The following is an 18,629-nucleotide window of genomic DNA, read 5'->3' as shown; positions in this document are numbered from 1 at the left end:
AACTCCCGGCGCGGAGATAGTGAATTGTGGGTGACACCGCACAATATTGCGAGTTGCGCGCCAGCATCAGGGCTCGCCTTAGCAATTCACTCTGCGTATATATTCCGTTTATGTTTCAGCCATGTGACAAAGGATATACTGACGCTTTTCAGGGGGTTAGCGCCGCACCTCAGAAGGCGACATTTCTTAACAACCTGATATTTAAGACAATACTGCTTTATCTCCGCACCGCTTTTATTTAGGGTAAGCGGCTTATTTGCTATCGGACCAACGAGCCTGGAAGTCTATGCTGGAAAATATTAACTACGCGCTGTTCGCCCTGCTCAACGCGACCCCGGCCTCGCCGCAGTGGGCCATTGAGGTGGCGATTTTCATCGCTAAAGATCTAATTCTGATCGTGCCCCTGCTGGTGGTGACCTTGTGGCTGTGGGGGCCTGCCCAGCGGCAGATGGTGTTTAAGCTGATGCTGGCGCTAACCATCAGCCTGACCGTCTCATGGGCGATCGGCCACCTCTATCCGCACGATCGGCCGTTTGTCGCTGGCGTGGGCTATAACTTCCTGCACCACGCGGCGGACGATTCCTTCCCCAGCGACCACGGCACCGTCAGCTTTACCTTTGCCCTGGCCTTCCTGTTCTGGCACCGCGTCTGGTCCGGCGCCCTGCTGATGGCCCTTGCCGCCGCCATCGCGTGGTCCCGCGTCTATCTCGGCGTCCACTGGCCGCTGGATATGGTCGGCGGCCTGCTGGCCGGGATGTGCGGCTGCCTTGGCGCGGCGCTAATCTGGCATACTGTCGGCTCGGCGCTGTACCGTCAGCTGCAGCGCCTCTATCGCCTCTGCTTCTCCCTGCCGATCCGCAAAGGCTGGGTGCGCGGCTAAACGCCGACCGTCGCGGCGGCGACCGCGTGACTAACCCGCAAGCGACAGGTAAAATCCCGCTAACGCCCTGCCTCCGCAGGGCGATTTTAGCGCAGAGGGAATATGGAAACTCGCCGTGACGAACGCATCAGTCAGCTCATTCAGGCACTCAAGCGCAGCGATAAGCTGCATCTGAAAGAAGCGGCCTCCCTGCTCGGGGTGTCGGAAATGACCATTCGTCGCGACCTCAACGGCCACAGCGGTCCGGTCGTGCTGCTCGGCGGATACATTGTGCTGGAGCCGCGCAGCGCCACCCATTACCTGCTCAGCGACCAAAAAACCCGGCTGGTCGAGGAAAAACGCCGCGCCGCCCGCCATGCGGCCGCGCTGCTGGAGGCCCATCAGATGGCCTTCTTCGACTGCGGGACCACCACCCCGTGGATCATCGACGCCATTGACGACGCTATGCCCTTCACCGGCGTCTGCTACTCCCTGAACACCTTTCTGGCCCTGCAGGAAAAGCCCCAGTGCCGCGCGGTCCTGTGCGGTGGGGAATTTCATGCCAGCAACGCGATTTTTATGCCGCTGAGCCTTGAGGATACCCTCAGCCATCTGAGCCCTGACATCGCCTTTTACTCGGCGGCGGGCATTGACTGCGAGCAAGGGGCAACCTGCTATAACCTGGAGGAACTGCCGGTCAAGCACTGGGCGATGCGACACGCGCGCTACCACGTGCTGGTGGTAGACCACAGCAAGTTTGGCAAAGTGCGTCCGGCGCGCATGGGGGCGTTAGCAAAGTTTGATGTGATCGCCAGCGATATCTGCCCGGATGACGAGCTGGTCGCGCTGGCGAAGGCGCAGCAGATTTCGCTGCTGTACTGAACATGAACGGACCGCGCCCCGCCGGGCGCGGTCATGACATCAGGAGAACCAGCTGCCGAACCAGCCGTGCAATTTCATCAGTACGAAGTCGATCATTCGGCTGAAGAAGCCACCTTCTTTCACCGGCTCCATGACGATCAGCGGGCGCTGCTCGATGGTTTTATCATTCAGCTTAAAGTCGATAGTCCCGACCACCTGCCCCTTCTCCAGCGGCGCGGTAAGCTGCGGCTGGTTTAAGGTGTAGCTGGCTTTCAGGTTTTTCAGCTGCCCCTTCGGCAGGGTGATAGAGCCCGCTTCGCCAGCCCCCAGTTTCGCTTCGCTGCTGTCGCCAAACCACACGCGCTGAGTGACGAAGGTGGCATCCGGTTTAATCGGCGTCACGGTTTCATAGAAGCGGAAGCCCCAGGTCAGCAGTTTTTCTGACTCGTTAAAACGAATGCGGTCGGTTTTGGTCCCCAGCACCACGGCAATCAGACGCATATCGCCCTGCGTGGCCGAAGAAACCAGGTTATAGCCGGCCCCGGCGGTGGTCCCGGTTTTCACACCATCGGCGTTGAGGTTGGTGCTCCACAGCAGACGGTTACGGTTTGGCTGACGAATTTTATTAAAGGTGAACTCTTTCTCTTTATGTACCGCGTACTCTTCCGGTACATCGTGGATCATCGCTTTGGTCAACAACGCCATATCGCGAGCGGTACTGAACTGCCCCGGCGCATCAAGGCCGTGAACGGTCATAAAGGTGGTGTTGGTCAGCCCCATTTTTTTGGCGTAGCCGTTCATCAGGCTGACGAAAGCGTCCTGGCTGCCCGCCACGTAGTCCGCAATGGCAATGCTGGCGTCGTTACCGGACTGAATGATGACCCCTTTGTTCAGATCTTCCACGGAAACCTGCATGCCGGGCTTGAGAAACATCACCGATGAGCCGCGCAGCGCCGGGTTGCCGGTCGCCCAGGCATCGCGCCCGACGGTCACCATATCGGTCAGTTTAATTTTTCCCGCTTTTATCGCCTGCCCCACCACGTAGCTGGTCATGATCTTCGTCAGACTGGCCGGGTCGAGTTTTTCATCGGCATTGCCTTCGCTCAGCACCTTCCCGCTGGCGTAGTCCATCAGGATCCAGGCGCGAGCGTCAATCGAAGGGGCGTCGGGGAGTTGTTCTGCAGCCTGCACCGCAGGTGCGACAAGAAATAACAGCGCGCAACCTGCCGCGAGGCCGCGAAGGGAAAAAGCGTCATGCATCATAAGAGCCACCCAAGTATCCTTTCCAAACAAAATATGCCGCGCCACTCTGACCGCGCCGCAGCAACCGGTGAGTAAAGCGTACAAATGACCTTAAAGAAACAGCGAGTTGGTAAAGTTTTTAAAGTTTACGCAATAACATGCCGCCGTGCTTTAATCAGAACAATTTTTTTGATCGTGATTGCCTAAATATTAACTTTATCCCAACATGATCGCCGATCGCGCTGCAACGGCAGTGAAACAAACTCAGGAGCGAAAATGATTACACTGTGGGGACGTAATAATTCGACCAACGTGAAGAAAGTGCGCTGGGTGCTGGAGGAGCTGGATCTGCCGTATGAGCAGATCCTCGCCGGGCTGGAGTTTGGTCTCAATCATGACCCGGAATATCTGGCGATGAACCCCAACGGGCTGGTGCCGCTGTTAAAGGACGATGCCACCGGGGTGGTGTTGTGGGAATCAAACACGATTATTCGCTACCTTGCCGCCCAGTATGGCGTTGACCGTCTGTGGCTGGCCGCGCCGGCGCAGCGCGCGCAAGGCGAAAAGTGGATGGACTGGTCCAACGGCACCCTCTCTCCCGCCCATCGCCCGGTGTTAATGGGCCTGGTGAGGACGCCGCCGGAGCAACGCGACCCGGCGGCCATCGCCGCGGGGATCAGCGCCTGCGAAGCGCTATTCGCCATGCTGGATGACGAACTGGCCAAAATGCCGTGGCTCTCTGGCGAGCAGTTCGGCCTTGGCGATATTGCCGTCGCCCCCTTCGTCTACAACCTGTTGTCGATCCTCGACAGCTGGCAACCGCGGCCCCATCTGCAGCGCTGGTATCAGCAGATTAGCCAGCGTCCCGCCTGGCGCGAAGTGGTGCAGATCCCGGTCACCTGACGCTACTTCTCCGGACTCAGCCGCAATAGCTCGCCGTTAGACTCGTCGGTTAACACATACAGATAGCCGTCGGGTCCCACGCGAACGTCGCGGATGCGTTTCCCGCGCGCCTCCAGCAGGCGCCCCTCCTCGCGGACCTGATTGCCGTCCACCGCCAGAACAATCAGCGACGTCTCCTTCAGCGCGCCGATAAACAGCTTATGTTGCCACTGGGGAAAGGTCTGCGCCGCGTAGAAGGCCATCCCGCTTACCCCGGGCGAGACCGGCCAGACATACAGGGGAGGCTCGGTTCCCGGAACCGTTTTGCCCCTGGCCTCCGGAATGGGCAGGCCGCTGTAGTTAATGCCGTGCGTCGCCAGCGGCCAGCCGTAGTTTTTTCCCGCCTGCGGGATATTAATTTCATCCCCGCCGCGCGGGCCGTGCTCGTTCAGCCACAGCGCCCCGCTCCACGGATTTATCGCCATTCCCTGCGGGTTGCGGATGCCGTAGGCCCAGATCTCCGGCCTCACGTCGGCCCGGCCAACAAAGGGATTATCCGGCGGCACACCCCCGTTCTCCGTCAGGCGGACCACTTTTCCCTGCAGCTTGTCGAGATCCTGAGCGGTGGGACGCTGATTGTTCTCCCCGAGGCCAATAAAGAGATGCCCTTTGCCGTCAAACACCAGCCGGCCGCCAAAATGATTGCCGACGGAGAGTTTCGGCTGCTGGCGAAACACCACGGTGAAATTCGTCAGTTGGGTGGCATCCTGGCTCAACTGCCCGTAGCCCACCGCGGTGCCCGCTTTGCCGCTGGCGTCGCTTTCCGCATAGCTTAGCCACACCCGCCGCGACTGCGCGAAATCCGGGGCCAGCGCCACGTCCAGTAAGCCCCCCTGGCCGTTGGCCCACACCTGCGGCACGCCGGCTATCGGCGCCGACAGGCCTTTACCCGGCTGCCAGCGCTTGAGCTCGCCGCCACGCAGGGTAATCAACATGCCCTGGTCGCCGGGGAGAAATGCCAGGCTCCACGGATGGGCCAGCCGGTTCTGCAATACCTCCACCCGCGCCGCGGCCTGGCTCAGGGCCGGCAGCGACAGGGCGCTCAATAGCAACAGCAGCGGGATCGGACGCATGGCATTCTCCTTTCGTCAGCTCTGCGCTAAAGGGTAGCCAGCGGGGAAATTTGCGCGGGGATTTTTACATAACCTTTAACAGGGGAAGCATCCACTTCCCCTGGGTTTCAGCCGATCAGGCATGAGGAATTGGCGACAATTTATTCAATTTATGAATATTTGAAGTCAATCCTGTCAGACAGCGTTCTAGCTTCTCTACGTTAACAGCGATGTACAGCGGACAATCATGATGCCCGCTCATCAGGCATACTGCAGCGGCGGCGACGGACTCGCCGGCCAAACGAAGGGCATCCTTTTCCTCCGGTGAAATGACATGCTGCAGGCGCGGCGCCTGGGCACGCATTTCACGGCAAAGCTCAAACAAGTTTTCACGCAGATGGTCATTTTCGCTGACTGACATGTAGCCTTTGGCCTTCCGCAGCTGCAGATAGGCGTCAATATCGATATTGGCGTTAATGAGCTTCTGCAAAAGGTGGCGGTATAGTCTGTCAACGGTCATCACGGTTCCTCCTCTGTCGTCCTTTACCCTATCCATAATACGGTTATTTTTTGTACAAAATGATGCGCCAGGTCAATTATTCCCAAGACTTTAACACCATTTACAATTTGACAACCTTGCCGCTTTGTCAGGTCCATAACAAAAATAATGTAACACGATCACATTTAATTTCGCAAAGAAACAAAATCGCCATAATCGCCATTAAGTGGCCAAAATAGTGCTGCAATGATCACATTATATCGCAGACGCTATTGCACGATCGTAAGGCAGAATGCCATAACAAATCATTAATGTAATACGTATAACATTTAATAAAAACAGCGACCGCGGCCGCGGTTCGCTGATAATCTCTCTGCCCGTTTGCAAGGAACTGAACCATGACGCCCGGTAAAAGAAACTACCTTCTGTTGAGTCTATTCGATTTCCTCTACCTGTTCGCCTGGTCGTCGACCATGGCTTTCTTTGTCATTTGGACCACCCAGCATCTTGGCATCAGCGCCACGAAGACCGGCCTGCTCTACTCGGTCAACGCCTTTATCGCCCTGCTGATGCAACCTTTCTTCGGCTTTATCTCCGACAAGTTCGGCCTGAAAAAACGGCTTATCTGGCTGCTGGTCGCCCTGCTCCTGCCGGTGGGCCCCTTCTTTATCTATGTTTACGCGCCGCTGCTGGTGCACAATTTCTGGTTCGGCGCGCTGCTGGGGGGGATCTATCTGGGGATCATCTTTAACTCCGGCTGCGGGGTAATCGACTCTTATATCGATAAGATTTCCCGCCGCTACCAGTTCGAATACGGTCGGGTGCGGATGTGGGGCTCGTTAGGCTGGGCGGCAGCGGCCTGGATCGTCGGTAAATATATCGACAGCAATCCCAATCTGGCCTTCTGGCTCGCCAGCCTCGCCATCGTCATCGCCGCCGTCTGCTTTATGCTGACCAAAATTGAATTAACCGACGCTGATGTGGCGCGAAGCGAATCGCTGAAGGTCTCCCATGCCCTCGAGCTGGCGAAGAACGGTCAGTTCTGGATGCTGCTGCTCTTTACCCTGTTCGTCACGCAAATTTATGACACCTACGATCAGCAGTTTGCCCAGTACTTCTCGCAACAGTTCCCGACGCCGGAGGAAGGCAACCGCTGGTATGGGATCCTCGCCTCCATTCAGGTTTGCGGCGAAACGCTGTTCTTATGCCTGATGCCGTGGTTTGTTAACCGGACCGGCGCCAAGTGGGCGCTGATCATTGCCGGGCTGATCATGTCGGTACGTATTGTTGGTTCGGCGGTGCCTCTCGGACCGGTGTGGATTGGCGCAGTAAAAATGATGCATGCCCTGGAGAAACCGTTAATTCTGGTGTCGGTCTTTAAATTCATCGCCGCCAACTTCGACCACAAGCTCTCTTCGACAGTCTATTTACTGGTGCTGTTTGTCGCCTCGATCGCCACCGCCATTTACTCCCCGCTGGCTGGCTATCTGTACGATACCATTGGCTTCGCCGACACCTATCTGATCCTCGGCGGCATCGCCGGGCTCTTTACTTTGATCTCTGTCTTCACGCTGCAGGATAAGCGCGAGCCGAAAAAGCCCGGCGCCGCCCCCTCCGGAGCCGTCACCCCGGCGCAATAAGTCTCTGCCCGGCAGCAACGCCGGGCGTGAATCGCCGCCTGCGCGCACGGCTTGCCGGAAGCGTTTCCCGCCCCTCTGCTCCGGGGCGTGCGGGATCCGCTTTAGCGGCAGGGGCATGAAAGGCAGGGCTGGGTGCGCTTTTTCACCATTAACCGTGACGGAGCTATACTCTTTTTCGCAAAGATCTGTAGAATTCCTGCCCTGACCATTCCAATAATTGAACACTTTTTAAGCTATGAGCAATGTCACGCACCAGCCGAAAATCGGCTTCGTCTCCCTGGGCTGCCCGAAAAACCTCGTGGACTCAGAGCGTATCCTGACCGAACTGCGTACCGAAGGTTATGACGTCGTCCCTACCTACGACAACGCCGATATGGTGATCGTTAATACCTGCGGCTTTATCGACAGCGCTGTGCAGGAATCGCTGGAAGCGATCGGCGAAGCGTTGAAAGAGAACGGCAAAGTGATCGTCACCGGCTGTCTCGGCGCAAAAGAGGATCAGATCCGTGAAGTGCACCCGAAGGTGCTGGAGATCACCGGTCCGCACAGCTATGAGCAGGTGCTGGAGCACGTCCACCACTATACGCCAAAGCCGAAGCACAACCCGTTCCTCAGCCTGGTGCCGGAACAGGGCGTTAAGCTGACGCCGCGCCACTACGCCTACTTAAAAATTTCTGAAGGCTGCAACCATCGCTGCACCTTCTGCATTATTCCGTCCATGCGCGGCGACCTGGTGAGCCGTCCGATTGGCGAAGTGCTGGCGGAAGCCAAACGCCTCGCTGACGCTGGCGTGAAAGAGCTGCTGGTGATTTCGCAGGACACCTCCGCCTACGGCGTCGACGTCAAGCACCGCACCGGTTTCCACAACGGTATGCCGGTGAAGACCAGCATGGTCAGCCTGTGCGAAGAGCTGGCGAAGCTCGGCATCTGGGTGCGCCTGCACTATGTCTACCCGTACCCGCACGTTGACGATGTGATCCCGCTGATGGCAGAAGGCAAAATTCTGCCGTACCTCGATATTCCGCTGCAGCACGCCAGCCCGCGCATCCTGAAGCTGATGAAGCGTCCAGGTTCCGCGGACCGTCAGCTGGCGCGCATCAAGCAGTGGCGTGAAATCTGCCCTGATCTGACCCTGCGCTCCACCTTTATCGTGGGCTTCCCGGGGGAAACGGAAGAAGATTTCCAGATGCTGCTCGACTTCCTGAAAGAGGCGCGTCTCGACCGCGTCGGCTGCTTCAAGTACAGCCCGGTTGAAGGCGCCACCGCCAATGAGCTGGCGGATCAGGTGCCGGAAGAGGTGAAAGAGGAGCGCTGGAACCGCTTTATGCAGCTGCAGCAGCAGATCTCTGCCGAGCGTCTGCAGGAAAAAGTGGGTCGCGAAATCCTGGTGCTGGTGGATGAAGTTGATGAAGAAGGCGCCATTGGCCGCAGCATGGCCGACGCCCCGGAAATCGACGGCGCGGTCTACCTGAACGGCGAAACCCGCGTTAAGCCGGGTGACGTGGTGCGGGTGAAAGTCGAGCACGCCGACGAATACGACCTGTGGGGAACCCGGGTCTAGTCCAGCTTCCCGGATAGCGGCTTAGTGCATTCCCAGCCTACGGGGTCCTCCCGTAGGCTCCCCCCCCAGGCCCGCGCAAGCGCAGCGCTGCCGGGCAAGCGTTGATGACCTTCCAGGCAACCCTGTTGCGCCGTTATTTTGCCGGGTGGCGCTACGCTTACCCGGCCTACGGGGTCCAGTCCCAATATGTGAATCGCCGCCGGACATGGGGCCGCTGAAACTGCCGGTGCTGGCCGGAGCCCGGGGGTACAGAGGGCGGCGGCGACTGGCCGCCCCCTGTGCGCTCCCTGCGCTATGAGAGACATAACGCAGAAGATTAACCGGGAGCGCAATGTGCGCTGAAGCCACAAATAATATAAAGCACCGCACGGCGGTGCTTTCCCTCACCCTACCCCTTTAACTTCGGATCCAGCGCATCGCGCAGGCCATCCCCCAGCAGATTAAACGCCAGCACGGTCACGAAAATCGCCACCGCCGGAAACAGCGCCACGTGCGGGGACATCACCATATCCGCCCGCGCCTCGTTGAGCATCGCGCCCCACTCCGGCGTGGGCGGCTGCGCGCCGAGACCGAGAAACGACAGACTGGCCGCCGAGATAATCGATACCCCAATGCGCATGGTGAAATAAACCACGATCGACGACACCGTCCCCGGCAGGATGTGGTGGAAGAGGATGGTGGCATCGCTGGCGCCAATGCTGCGCGCCGATTCAATAAAGGTCTGCTGCTTTAATACCAGGGTGTTGCCCCGCACCAGCCGGGCGAACGCCGGGATCGAGAAGATCGCCACGGCGATAATCACGTTGGCCATCCCGCTACCCATGACGGCGACCACCGCGATCGCCAGCAGGATCCCCGGAAAGGCGAACAGCACGTCGCACAGACGCATAATCAGCCGGTCCCACCAGCCCTCATAGTAGCCGGCCAGCAGCCCAAGCACCGTGCCGATGGCCGCGCCAATCAGCACCGCCAGCACCCCCGCGGCCAGCGAGATCTGCGCCCCCACCAGCACCCGGCTGAAAATATCGCGCCCCAAAGAGTCGACACCGAACCAGTGCACCAGCGAAGGCCCCTCGTTAAGCCGGTCGTAGTCGAAATAATTTTCCGCATCGTACGGCGCTATCCATGGGGCGACGATGGCCACCGCAATCAGCAACAGCACGAAAATACCGGCGCCCATGGCCACCGGCTGACGCCGAAAGCGCCGCCAGAACTCATGCCAGGGGGTATGGATCTCGCCGGGCCTGATGCCCGGCATGGCGTTCAGCGCCGCCTGCCTTCTCCAGTTAAGCAATCGCACCTTACTTATACCTGATAGCCGGGTTTATGGCCGCGTACAGCACATCCACCACTAAATTGATAAGAATAAACTCCAGCGAAAAGAGCAGCACTTCCGCCTGAATCACCGGGTAATCGCGCATTTCTACCGAATCGACCAGCAGTCGCCCCAGCCCGGGCCAGTTAAAGACCTTCTCCACGACGATCGAGCCGCCGAGCAGGAAACCGAACTGCAGCCCCATCATGGTGACCACCGGGATCATCGCATTGCGCAGACCATGCTTGAGCACCACCCGCGTTTCGCTCACCCCTTTCGCCCGGGCGGTACGCATATAGTCTTCATGCAGCACATCGACGAACGACGCGCGGGTAAAGCGCGCCATCACCGCCGCCACCGCCGCGCCGAGGGTCAGCGACGGCAAAATATAGTGCCGCCAGCTGTCGGCGCCCACCGTCGGCAGCCAGCCCAGCTCAACCGAAAACACCTGCATCAGCAGCATGCCGAGGGCAAAGGCCGGAAACGAAATACCGCTCACCGCCAGCGCCATTCCCAGACGGTCAGGCCAGCGATTGCGCCACACCGCCGCCGCGATCCCCGCCGCCATGCCAAACAGCACCGCCCAGCTCATGCTGGCCAGCGTCAGCCACAGGGTGGGCATAAAGCGGCTGCCTATCTCACTGGCAACGGGACGCCGCGAGGCCATGGACATGCCAAAATCGCCGCGCAGCACGTTGGTGATGTAGTGCCAGAACTGGACGTGCAGCGGCTGGTCAAGCCCCAGCTGCTGGCGCACCATCGCCACCACCTGGGCGTCGGCCTCTGGTCCGGCAATCAGCCGCGCCGGGTCGCCGGGCAGCATATGGACGAAGAGAAACACCAGCACCGCGACGATTAGCAGGGTGGGGATCAGCCCCAGCAGGCGCTTAATCACATAGTTGAGCATCGTACCTCCACAACCCGCCCCGCGGAAAAACCGCCCTCCGCCCACTAGCGCCGGAGGGCATCATCTCGACCTTCACGGTGTTAAATCTGCCTGTTCGAAGCTGAAGCCGGTGTCCGGCTGGATATAGAAGCCGGTGAGGTTCTTGCTGTGGGCGGAGACCAGTTTCTCCACCACCAGCGGCACCCACGGCGACTCTTTCCAGATAATATCCTGCGCCGCTTTATAGAGTTTGGTTTTCTCTTGCGGATCGGTGGTTTTCAGCGCCTCGCTCAGCGCGCTATCCACCTGCGGGTTGCTGTAAAAAGCGGTGTTGAACAGGGTCGGCGGCCAGTTTTGGGAAGCAAACAGAGGCGACAGCGCCCAGTCGGCTTCGCCAGTGGAGGCGGACCAGCCGGTATAGAACATCCGTACCCCGCTCTCTTTCTGCCCTTTACCTTCCACTTCCGCCGCCCGCTGACCGGCGTCCATCGCCGTCACCTGCGCCTTTATGCCCACCTGCGCCAACTGCTGCTGGGTAAACTGCAGCACTTTCTGCGCGGTGCTGTGGTTATGTGACGACCACAGCGTAGTGCTAAACCCGTTGGGGTAGCCGGCCTCTTTTAGCAGCTGGCGCGCTTTCGCCGGATCGTAAGGCCACGCGGGGTAGCTCTGAGCGTAGGCAATCGATGGCGGCACCACGCCGGTCGCCGGGGTGGCATAGCCGGCAAACGCCACCTTGACCAGCGCCTGGCGGTTGATGGCGTAGTTGATCGCTTCGCGCACCTTCGGATTATCGAACGGTTTCTGCGTCACGTTCATGCTGATGTAACGCTGCATGATCGACGGACTGGCCACCAGCTCCAGTTTGCTGTTTTTCGCCAGCAGCGGCGCCTGCTCGTAGGGGATCGGGAAGGCAAACTGCGCCTCGCCGGTCTGCAGCATCGCCGCCCGGGTATTGTTATCGACCACCGGTCGCCAGGTAATGGAATCCAGCTTCGGCAGCCCCGGCTGCCAGTAGCCATCGAACTTGCTGACCTTCACGAAGTCGGTCTGGTTCCAGGTATCAAGCTTATACGGCCCGGTGCCCACCGGGTGGAAGCCGATATCCTTGCCATATTTTTTCAGCGCCGTCGGCGAAATCATCGCTGTCGCCGGATGGGCGAGAATATTAATAAACGCCGAGAACGGCTGTTTAAGGGTGATTTTCACCGTGGTCGGATCAACCGCCTCGGTGCTGGCGATATTTTTATACAGGTTATAGCGCTTGAGATGGTTTTCCGGGTTGCTGGCGCGGTCGAGGTTAGCCTTGACCGCCTCGGCGTTAAAGTCGGTGCCATCCTGGAATTTCACCCCGCTGTGCAGCTTGATGGTGTACACCAGGCCATCCGGCGACACGGTGTAGCTCTCGGCAAGGACATTTTGCAGCTTCATCTCTTTATCAAGGCCGAACAGGCCTTGATAAAAGGACTTCGCCACCGCCTGCGACAGAGTATCGTTAGCATCATAGGGGTCGAGCGTCGTGAAGTTAGACCCGACCGCCACCACCACATCTTTGGCGGCAAAAGCGGGGGCGCTCGCCAGGGCCGCCGCGATACTCAGCGCTAGCCACCATTTGCGTGAAACAGGTTGTGTCATCGTGTTCTCCTGAAAAGGTGCGTTATGTGTTGTTATGTTCTGCCCAGCACGTCGGCGGCGTCGCGGGCGACAAAGTGGCCCGGCCCAACTTGCTGCAATGGCGGGCTGGCGATCTCCTCGCCCCGCTTATAGATATTGCCCGGGACGTCATCAGACAGCAGGACCCGCTGCGGATGACGGTAGGCCGGGTCGGCCACCGGTACGGCAGCCATGAGCTTACGGGTATAGGGGTGCTGCGGGTTTTCAAACACTGCGCGGCGCGGGCCGATTTCGACAATCCGGCCGCGATACATCACCGCCACGCGGTGGCTGATGCGCTCCACCACCGCCATATCATGGGAAATAAACAGAAACGCGATGCCCATCTCGCGCTGCAGGTCGAGCATCAGATTGATAATCTGCGCACGAATGGAGACATCCAGGGCCGACACCGACTCATCGGCAATCACCACCTTCGGATTCAGTGCCAGCGCGCGGGCAATGCAGATCCGCTGCCGCTGGCCGCCGGAAAAGGCGTGGGGGTAGCGCCAGGCATGCTCCGGCTGCAGCCCCACGCGCTTCAGCAGCCAGGCGACCCGCTCGCGCGCCGCCTCCCTGTCCAGCAGGCCATGCACCCGCAGCGGCTCCATAATCGAATCGCCGACCGTCTGGCGCGGATCGAGCGAGGCGTAAGGATCCTGAAAAATAAACTGAATATTGCGCCGCAGGGACTGCAGCTTGCTGCCGGAGAGGGTATCGATCCGCTGACCGTCGAAGGTAATGGTGCCACCCTGGGTCTCAACCAGCCTCAGCAGCGCCCGGCCGGTGGTCGACTTGCCGCAGCCGGACTCCCCCACCAGAGAGAGGGTCTCTCCCGGCCAGAGATCAAAACTCACCTTCTCCACCGCATGCACTTCGCGCGTCACGCGATTGAGCAGCCCGCCGCGCACCGGGAAACGGGCCACCAGATCGCGCACCTGCAGAATCGGCTCCCCCGCCACCACCGTGTCTGGCGTTTCTGTCTCCGCCAGCGGCTGCCCCGGCAGCGGAAAGCGGCGCGGCAGATCCCGACCGCGCATCTCCCCCAGCCGGGGGACCGCCGCCAGCAGCGACTGCGTATAAGGGTGCTGCGGTGAACGGAAAATCTCCTCGACGCTGCCGGTCTCCACCGCCTCGCCGCGATACATGACCAGCACCCGATCGGCGATATCGGCCACCACCCCCATGTCATGGGTGATAAAGATTACCCCCATCGCCATCTCCTTTTGCAGGACGGCGATAAGTTGCAAAATTTGCGCCTGAATGGTGACATCCAGCGCCGTGGTCGGCTCGTCGGCAATCAGCACCGCCGGCCGACAGGAGAGCGCCATGGCGATCATCACCCGCTGGCGCATGCCGCCGGAGAGCTGGTGCGGATAGCGTGAGAGCATCTCTTCCGCCTGGGGAATACGCACCTGGTCGAGCATCTTTTTTGCCGCGCGCAGCGCCTCTTCGCGCCCCAGCCCCTGGTGCAGACGCAGGGATTCGGCGATCTGCTCGCCGATGGTGAACACCGGGTTCAGCGAAGTCATCGGCTCCTGAAAAATCATCGCCAGGTCCGCGCCGCGTACCCGGCGCATTTCGGCCTCCGATTGCTCATTGAGCGCGATCACCTGCCGGTTGCGCCGTCGCAGCCACAGCCCCTCGCTGCTCACCTCGCTGCTGGCGGCGTCAAGCAGACGCATCAGCGCCAGAGCGGTGACCGATTTTCCCGAACCAGACTCCCCGACAATCGCCAGCGTCTCGCCGCGGCGCAGGCTGAAGGAAAGCTGACGCACGGCCTGCACCTCTGGCGCATCCTGCTGGCGAAACGCCACGTTCAGGTTGCGCACCACCAGTACTTCGCAGGTATCCGTTTCGTGAGTTTGCGGCACTCTCCCTCTCCCTTGTTCTATTCGCGATAAATGCCAATGGTCGGCGTATCGCCGGCATAGCACCAGGCGCGGTACATGCCTTCGCTGTTAAACGGTAAAACGACGTTGCCTTCGCGATCGACGGCAATCAGTCCGCCGCTGCCGCCGAGGGCCGGCAGCTTCTCCATCACCACCCGCTCGCAGGCAGAATAGAGACTGAGCTGACCGTACTCCATCAGGGCGGCGATATCGTAGGCCGCCAGAGTACGCATAAAGACTTCGCCGGTGCCGGTGCAGGAGACCGCCACGCTGGCGTTGTTGGCGTAGCACCCCGCGCCCGGCAGCGGGCTGTCGCCAACGCGTCCGGGCAGTTTGTTGGTCATGCCGCCGGTGGAGGTCGCCGCCGCCAGATTGCCGGCCAGATCGAGCGCCACCGCCCCGACGGTGCCCATTTTCTGGCGTTCGTCGAGCGGAGCGGCATGGTGGTCAAGGATGATCTCCCCACCCGCTTTCGCCTCCTGCAGCTGCAGCAGGCGCTCGGGGGTGGAAAAGAGATCGTTATCGACGCGCGCCATTCCGTGGGAGAAGGCGAAATTTTCCGCCCCCTCGCCGATCAGCAGCACGTGCGGGCTCTTCTCCAGCACCAGACGCGCCGCCAGCACCGGATTACGTAAATGTTTGACCCCGGCCACCGCCCCCGCCTGCAGGCTGTAGCCGTCCATCACGCAGGCGTCCAGTTCGTGGGTTTGATCGTGGGTAAATACCGAGCCGATCCCGGCGTTAAACAGCGGACACTCCTCCAGCAGACGGACGGCCTCGGTCACGGCATCCAGCGCACTGGCGCCCGCAGCCAACATTTTCTGTCCGCTTTCGACGATAGCCGACAGCGCCGCCACGTACTCCCGCTCCCGCTCCGGCGTCATCTGCGCGCGAGAAATCGCCCCTGCGCCGCCGTGAATTGCTATAACCGCCTTGCCCATTTCGCCAGTCCTTAACGATGAAGTGGATAGCCCCCGCCCTGTCGTAGCGCGTCGCGGCGCCGGTCACGTCAGGAATAAGGGTATTGATATCATTATATTGCTGAATGTCTTATACAATTTTTGAATATAGAAAGAGCGGCGGGCGATGTAAAGCCTCGTACCCAGGTGGCATACAGCCCGCGCCGCTTTTCTGCCATAATAGGCGTTTTCGCCGTTTTGCCCGCAGGAGTGACCCATGGATTTTACCGCCGGACTGATGCCGCTCGACACAGCCCTCACCCAGATGCTCGATCGTATTACGCCGCTGAGCGCCACGGAAACTGTACCGCTGTTGCAGGCCTTCGCGCGCGTTACCGCCCATGACATTATCTCCCCGCTGGATGTCCCCGGCTTTGATAACGCGGCGATGGATGGCTATGCCGTCCGGTTGAGCGACCTTCGCGACGGCGCGGCCCTGCCGGTCGCCGGGAAGGCCTTCGCCGGCCAGCCGTTTCACGACGCCTGGCCCACCGGCACCTGTATCCGCATTATGACCGGCGCGCCGGTGCCTGCAGGCTGCGACGCGGTAGTCATGCAGGAAGAGACTGAACAGACCGACGCCGGCGTGCGCTTTACCGCGCCGGTGAAAGCCGGGCAGCATATTCGCCGCCGCGGAGAAGATATCGCCCATGGCGCGGTGGTCTTCCCGGCGGGAACACCGCTGACGGTAGCCGAGCTGCCGGTGCTGGCCTCGCTGGGCATTGCCGACGTCGAGGTGGTGCGCAAGGTTCGCGTCGCGGTCTTCTCGACCGGCGATGAGCTGCAGCTGCCGGGTCAACCGCTCGGCGACGGCCAGATTTACGATACCAACCGCCTGGCGGTGCATCTGATGCTCGAACAGCTGGGCTGCGAGGTCATTAACCTCGGCATTATTCCTGACGATCCGGCGCAACTGCGTGAGGCCTTTATCGCCGCCGACCAGCAGGCCGACGTGGTCATCAGCTCCGGGGGCGTCTCGGTGGGCGAAGCCGACTACACCAAAACCATTCTTGAAGAGCTGGGGGAGATCGGCTTCTGGAAGCTGGCGATCAAGCCGGGCAAACCCTTCGCCTTCGGCAAGCTCAGCAGCAGCTGGTTCTGCGGCCTGCCGGGCAACCCGGTTTCCGCCACCGTCACCTTCTGTCAGCTGGTGCAGCCGCTGCTGGCGAAGCTCTCGGGCAAGTACGGCCCGCTTCAGGCAACCCGCCTGCGGGTACGCGCCGCCACACGACTGAAAAAGTCGCCGGGCCGCCTCGATTTTCAACGCGGTATTCTGCAGCGCAACCCGGACGGCGAGCTGGTGGTGACCACCACCGGCCATCAGGGCTCGCACATATTTAGTTCCTACAGCCTCGGCAACTGCTTTATCGTGCTGGAGCGCGAGCGCGGCCACGTTGAAGCGGGCGAATGGGTCGAGGTCGAACCGTTCAGCCATCTGTTTGGGGGGCTGTAATGGCCGTGGAGCTGAGCGATGAAGAGATGCTGCGCTATAACCGGCAGATTGTTTTGCGCGGTTTTGATTTTGACGGCCAGGAGCGGCTAAAGGCCGCTCGGGTGCTGGTGGTCGGCCTCGGCGGGCTTGGCTGCGCCGCCGCGCAGTATCTGGCCGCCGCCGGGGTGGGGCAGCTCACCCTGCTCGATTTCGACACCGTCTCGCTCTCCAATCTGCAGCGCCAGACGCTGCACAGCGATGCCACCCTCGGCCAGCCTAAGGTGGATTCCGCCCGCGAGGCGCTGGCGCGCATTAATCCGCACGTTCATCTGGTGCCGCTCAATGCCTTACTGGATGAACCGGCGCTGGCGGCGCAGATTGCCGGGCACGATCTGGTGCTCGACTGCACCGACAACGTCGACATCCGTAACCAGCTCAACGCCGGCTGCTTCCGCCACCAAACCCCGCTGGTTTCCGGGGCGGCGATCCGCATGGAGGGGCAGATCAGCGTCTTCACCTATCAGCAGGGCGAACCCTGCTACCGCTGCCTGAGCCGCCTGTTTGGCGAAAATGCCCTCACCTGCGTCGAAGCCGGCGTGATGGCCCCGCTGGTGGGCACTATCGGTTCCCTGCAGGCGATGGAGGCCATTAAGCTGCTGACCGGCTACGGCACCCCTGCCAGCGGAAAAATCGTGATGTACGACGCCATGACCTGCCAGTTTCGTGAAATGAAGCTGATGCGCCACCCGCAGTGCGAGGTATGCGGTACGCGCTAACGTTCAACCACCGGCGAGGATCGTCGCCGGTGAGGTTGTGACCTCTGCCGTTATTCTATCCCCTGGCGATTATCTCCATCCCGCTTGTTGATTTGCATCAATATAACTTTCATTCGAAAGTGTTTTTATATTCATACGCAAACTAGAGGGTAAGCCATGATCTTCAATATCCAGCGCTATTCCACCCATGACGGCCCAGGGATCCGCACCGTCGTCTTCCTGAAAGGCTGCTCGCTGGGCTGCCGCTGGTGCCAGAATCCGGAGAGCCGCGCCCGCAGCGAAGACCTGCTGTATGACCCGCGCCTGTGCCTTGCCGGCTGCGAGCTGTGCCAGCAGGCGGCGCCGGCGGTTATCACCCGCACCCTCGATGGCCTGATCATTCACCGGCAACACGTTAACGACAGCCATATCGCCGCGCTGCGCGACTGCTGCCCCACCACCGCGCTCACGGTGTGCGGCGAAGAGAAGAGCGTCGAGGAGATCATGGCGACGGTGCTGCGCGATAAACCCTTTTACGATCGCAGTGGCGGCGGCATCACCCTTTCCGGCGGCGAACCCTTTATGAATCCGGGCCTGGCGCGGGCGCTGTTCGAGGCCAGCCATCAGGCAGGGATCCATACTGCTGTGGAAACCTGCCTGCACGTCCCCTGGAAATACATTGAACCGGCTTTACCCTTCGTCGACCTGTTTCTCGCCGACCTGAAGCATGTCGACGAGGCCGTTTTCCGGCAGTGGACCGACGGCAGCGCCCGCCGGGTGCTGGACAACCTGCAGCGTCTGGCGCAGGCGGGGAAAAACATGATCATTCGCGTGCCGTTAATCCAGGGATTCAACGCCAGCGAAGCCGACATCACCGCCATCACTGATTTTGCCACCGACCGCCTGCGGGTCAGCGAAATCCATTTCCTGCCCTACCACACGCTGGGAATGAATAAATACCAGTTACTCAGTCAGCCCTACACCGCACCGGATAAACCGCTGGATGCTCCCGAGCTGCTCGCCTTTGCGCAGGATTATGCGCGGAGCAAGGGGCTAACGGCGATCTTACGAGGATAACCCT

General features: G+C 60.3%; 16 protein-coding genes. 8 read left to right on the top strand and 8 right to left on the bottom strand.

The genetic code is table 11. The features are described 5' to 3' along the window. The first annotated feature begins 286 nt into the window (after nucleotides 1-286). Nucleotides 287-880: an undecaprenyl-diphosphate phosphatase gene (gene ybjG, locus GQR96_RS08050; protein WP_048294431.1), complete on the top strand. Its 594-nt coding sequence runs from the start codon at nucleotides 287-289 to the stop codon at nucleotides 878-880. 102 nt (nucleotides 881-982) lie between these two features. After that, nucleotides 983-1,741, top strand: a complete 759-nt coding sequence (gene deoR, locus GQR96_RS08045) for a DNA-binding transcriptional repressor DeoR (protein WP_032455767.1) — start codon at nucleotides 983-985, stop codon at nucleotides 1,739-1,741. Nucleotides 1,742-1,780: 39 nt separating this feature from the next. On the opposite strand, the gene dacC is transcribed toward deoR, so the two are convergent. Then, nucleotides 1,781-2,983 carry a serine-type D-Ala-D-Ala carboxypeptidase gene (gene dacC, locus GQR96_RS08040; RefSeq protein WP_004201290.1) on the bottom strand — a complete coding sequence of 401 codons (1,203 nt, stop codon included), beginning with the start codon at nucleotides 2,981-2,983 and terminating at the stop codon, nucleotides 1,781-1,783. A 255-nt stretch (nucleotides 2,984-3,238) separates the two neighbouring features. Between dacC and GQR96_RS08035 the strand changes: the two genes are divergently transcribed. Beyond that, entirely contained in the window at nucleotides 3,239-3,865 is a 627-nt protein-coding gene (locus GQR96_RS08035; RefSeq protein ID WP_017900142.1) for a glutathione S-transferase family protein, read from the top strand. Between the two features lie 2 nt (nucleotides 3,866-3,867). Here the strand turns inward: GQR96_RS08035 and GQR96_RS08030 are convergent, their stop codons facing one another. Together GQR96_RS08030 and bssR are read right to left on the bottom strand one after the other, a co-directional pair. Further along, on the bottom strand, nucleotides 3,868-4,977 hold the full coding sequence (locus GQR96_RS08030; RefSeq protein WP_004201287.1) for a PQQ-dependent sugar dehydrogenase: 1,110 nt from the start codon (nucleotides 4,975-4,977) through the stop codon (nucleotides 3,868-3,870). 115 nt (nucleotides 4,978-5,092) lie between these two features. After that, nucleotides 5,093-5,476 carry a biofilm formation regulator BssR gene (gene bssR, locus GQR96_RS08025; protein ID WP_004201285.1) on the bottom strand — a complete coding sequence of 128 codons (384 nt, stop codon included), beginning with the start codon at nucleotides 5,474-5,476 and terminating at the stop codon, nucleotides 5,093-5,095. Between the two features lie 377 nt (nucleotides 5,477-5,853). Between bssR and GQR96_RS08020 the strand changes: the two genes are divergently transcribed. Both GQR96_RS08020 and rimO read left to right on the top strand, forming a co-directional pair. Then, nucleotides 5,854-7,095: an oligosaccharide MFS transporter gene (locus GQR96_RS08020; RefSeq protein WP_049092602.1), complete on the top strand. Its 1,242-nt coding sequence runs from the start codon at nucleotides 5,854-5,856 to the stop codon at nucleotides 7,093-7,095. Nucleotides 7,096-7,330: 235 nt separating this feature from the next. Continuing rightward, on the top strand, nucleotides 7,331-8,656 hold the full coding sequence (rimO, locus tag GQR96_RS08015; protein WP_004141985.1) for a 30S ribosomal protein S12 methylthiotransferase RimO: 1,326 nt from the start codon (nucleotides 7,331-7,333) through the stop codon (nucleotides 8,654-8,656). A gap of 388 nt (nucleotides 8,657-9,044) precedes the next feature. Here rimO and gsiD read toward each other — a convergent pair whose 3' ends face one another. The 5 genes from gsiD to iaaA all read right to left on the bottom strand — a co-directional run bounded on the left by gsiD (nucleotide 9,045) and on the right by iaaA (nucleotide 15,343). Then, the gene (gsiD, locus tag GQR96_RS08010; RefSeq protein WP_004886276.1) at nucleotides 9,045-9,956 is read right to left on the bottom strand and encodes a glutathione ABC transporter permease GsiD; all 912 of its coding nucleotides are present in this window, start codon (nucleotides 9,954-9,956) and stop codon (nucleotides 9,045-9,047) included. Nucleotide 9,957: 1 nt separating this feature from the next. Beyond that, a complete protein-coding gene (gsiC, locus tag GQR96_RS08005) occupies nucleotides 9,958-10,878 on the bottom strand; it encodes a glutathione ABC transporter permease GsiC (RefSeq protein ID WP_032455765.1) in 921 nt (306 codons plus the stop codon). Between the two features lie 72 nt (nucleotides 10,879-10,950). Further along, on the bottom strand, nucleotides 10,951-12,492 hold the full coding sequence (gene gsiB, locus GQR96_RS08000; protein WP_004886272.1) for a glutathione ABC transporter substrate-binding protein GsiB: 1,542 nt from the start codon (nucleotides 12,490-12,492) through the stop codon (nucleotides 10,951-10,953). A 32-nt stretch (nucleotides 12,493-12,524) separates the two neighbouring features. Further along, complete coding sequence (gsiA, locus tag GQR96_RS07995; RefSeq protein ID WP_017900145.1) at nucleotides 12,525-14,384, bottom strand: glutathione ABC transporter ATP-binding protein GsiA; 1,860 nt, start codon at nucleotides 14,382-14,384, stop codon at nucleotides 12,525-12,527. Nucleotides 14,385-14,401: 17 nt separating this feature from the next. Then, nucleotides 14,402-15,343 (bottom strand): beta-aspartyl-peptidase, encoded by a 942-nt coding sequence (gene iaaA, locus GQR96_RS07990; RefSeq protein ID WP_023320035.1) that lies wholly within the window; start codon nucleotides 15,341-15,343, stop codon nucleotides 14,402-14,404. Nucleotides 15,344-15,578: 235 nt separating this feature from the next. On the opposite strand from iaaA, the gene moeA reads away from it, so the two are divergent. From moeA to GQR96_RS07975, 3 genes are all read left to right on the top strand, one after another. Beyond that, nucleotides 15,579-16,814: a molybdopterin molybdotransferase MoeA gene (gene moeA / locus GQR96_RS07985; protein ID WP_069734261.1), complete on the top strand. Its 1,236-nt coding sequence runs from the start codon at nucleotides 15,579-15,581 to the stop codon at nucleotides 16,812-16,814. Beyond that, nucleotides 16,814-17,569, top strand: coding sequence for a molybdopterin-synthase adenylyltransferase MoeB (gene moeB / locus GQR96_RS07980; RefSeq protein WP_065878980.1), 756 nt, complete (start codon nucleotides 16,814-16,816; stop codon nucleotides 17,567-17,569). Before moeA ends, moeB begins: the two co-directional genes overlap by 1 nt. 156 nt (nucleotides 17,570-17,725) lie before the next feature. Beyond that, nucleotides 17,726-18,625, top strand: coding sequence for a glycyl-radical enzyme activating protein (locus GQR96_RS07975; protein ID WP_065878979.1), 900 nt, complete (start codon nucleotides 17,726-17,728; stop codon nucleotides 18,623-18,625). The last annotated feature ends 4 nt before the right edge of the window (nucleotides 18,626-18,629 follow it).

Origin of the sequence: Klebsiella sp. PCX (assembly GCF_021869705.1) — a bacterium.
Lineage (GTDB): Bacteria > Pseudomonadota > Gammaproteobacteria > Enterobacterales > Enterobacteriaceae > Klebsiella > Klebsiella quasipneumoniae.
Note: the sequence above shows the minus strand (reverse complement) of the source record. Positions and strands in the feature narration are given on the sequence as shown.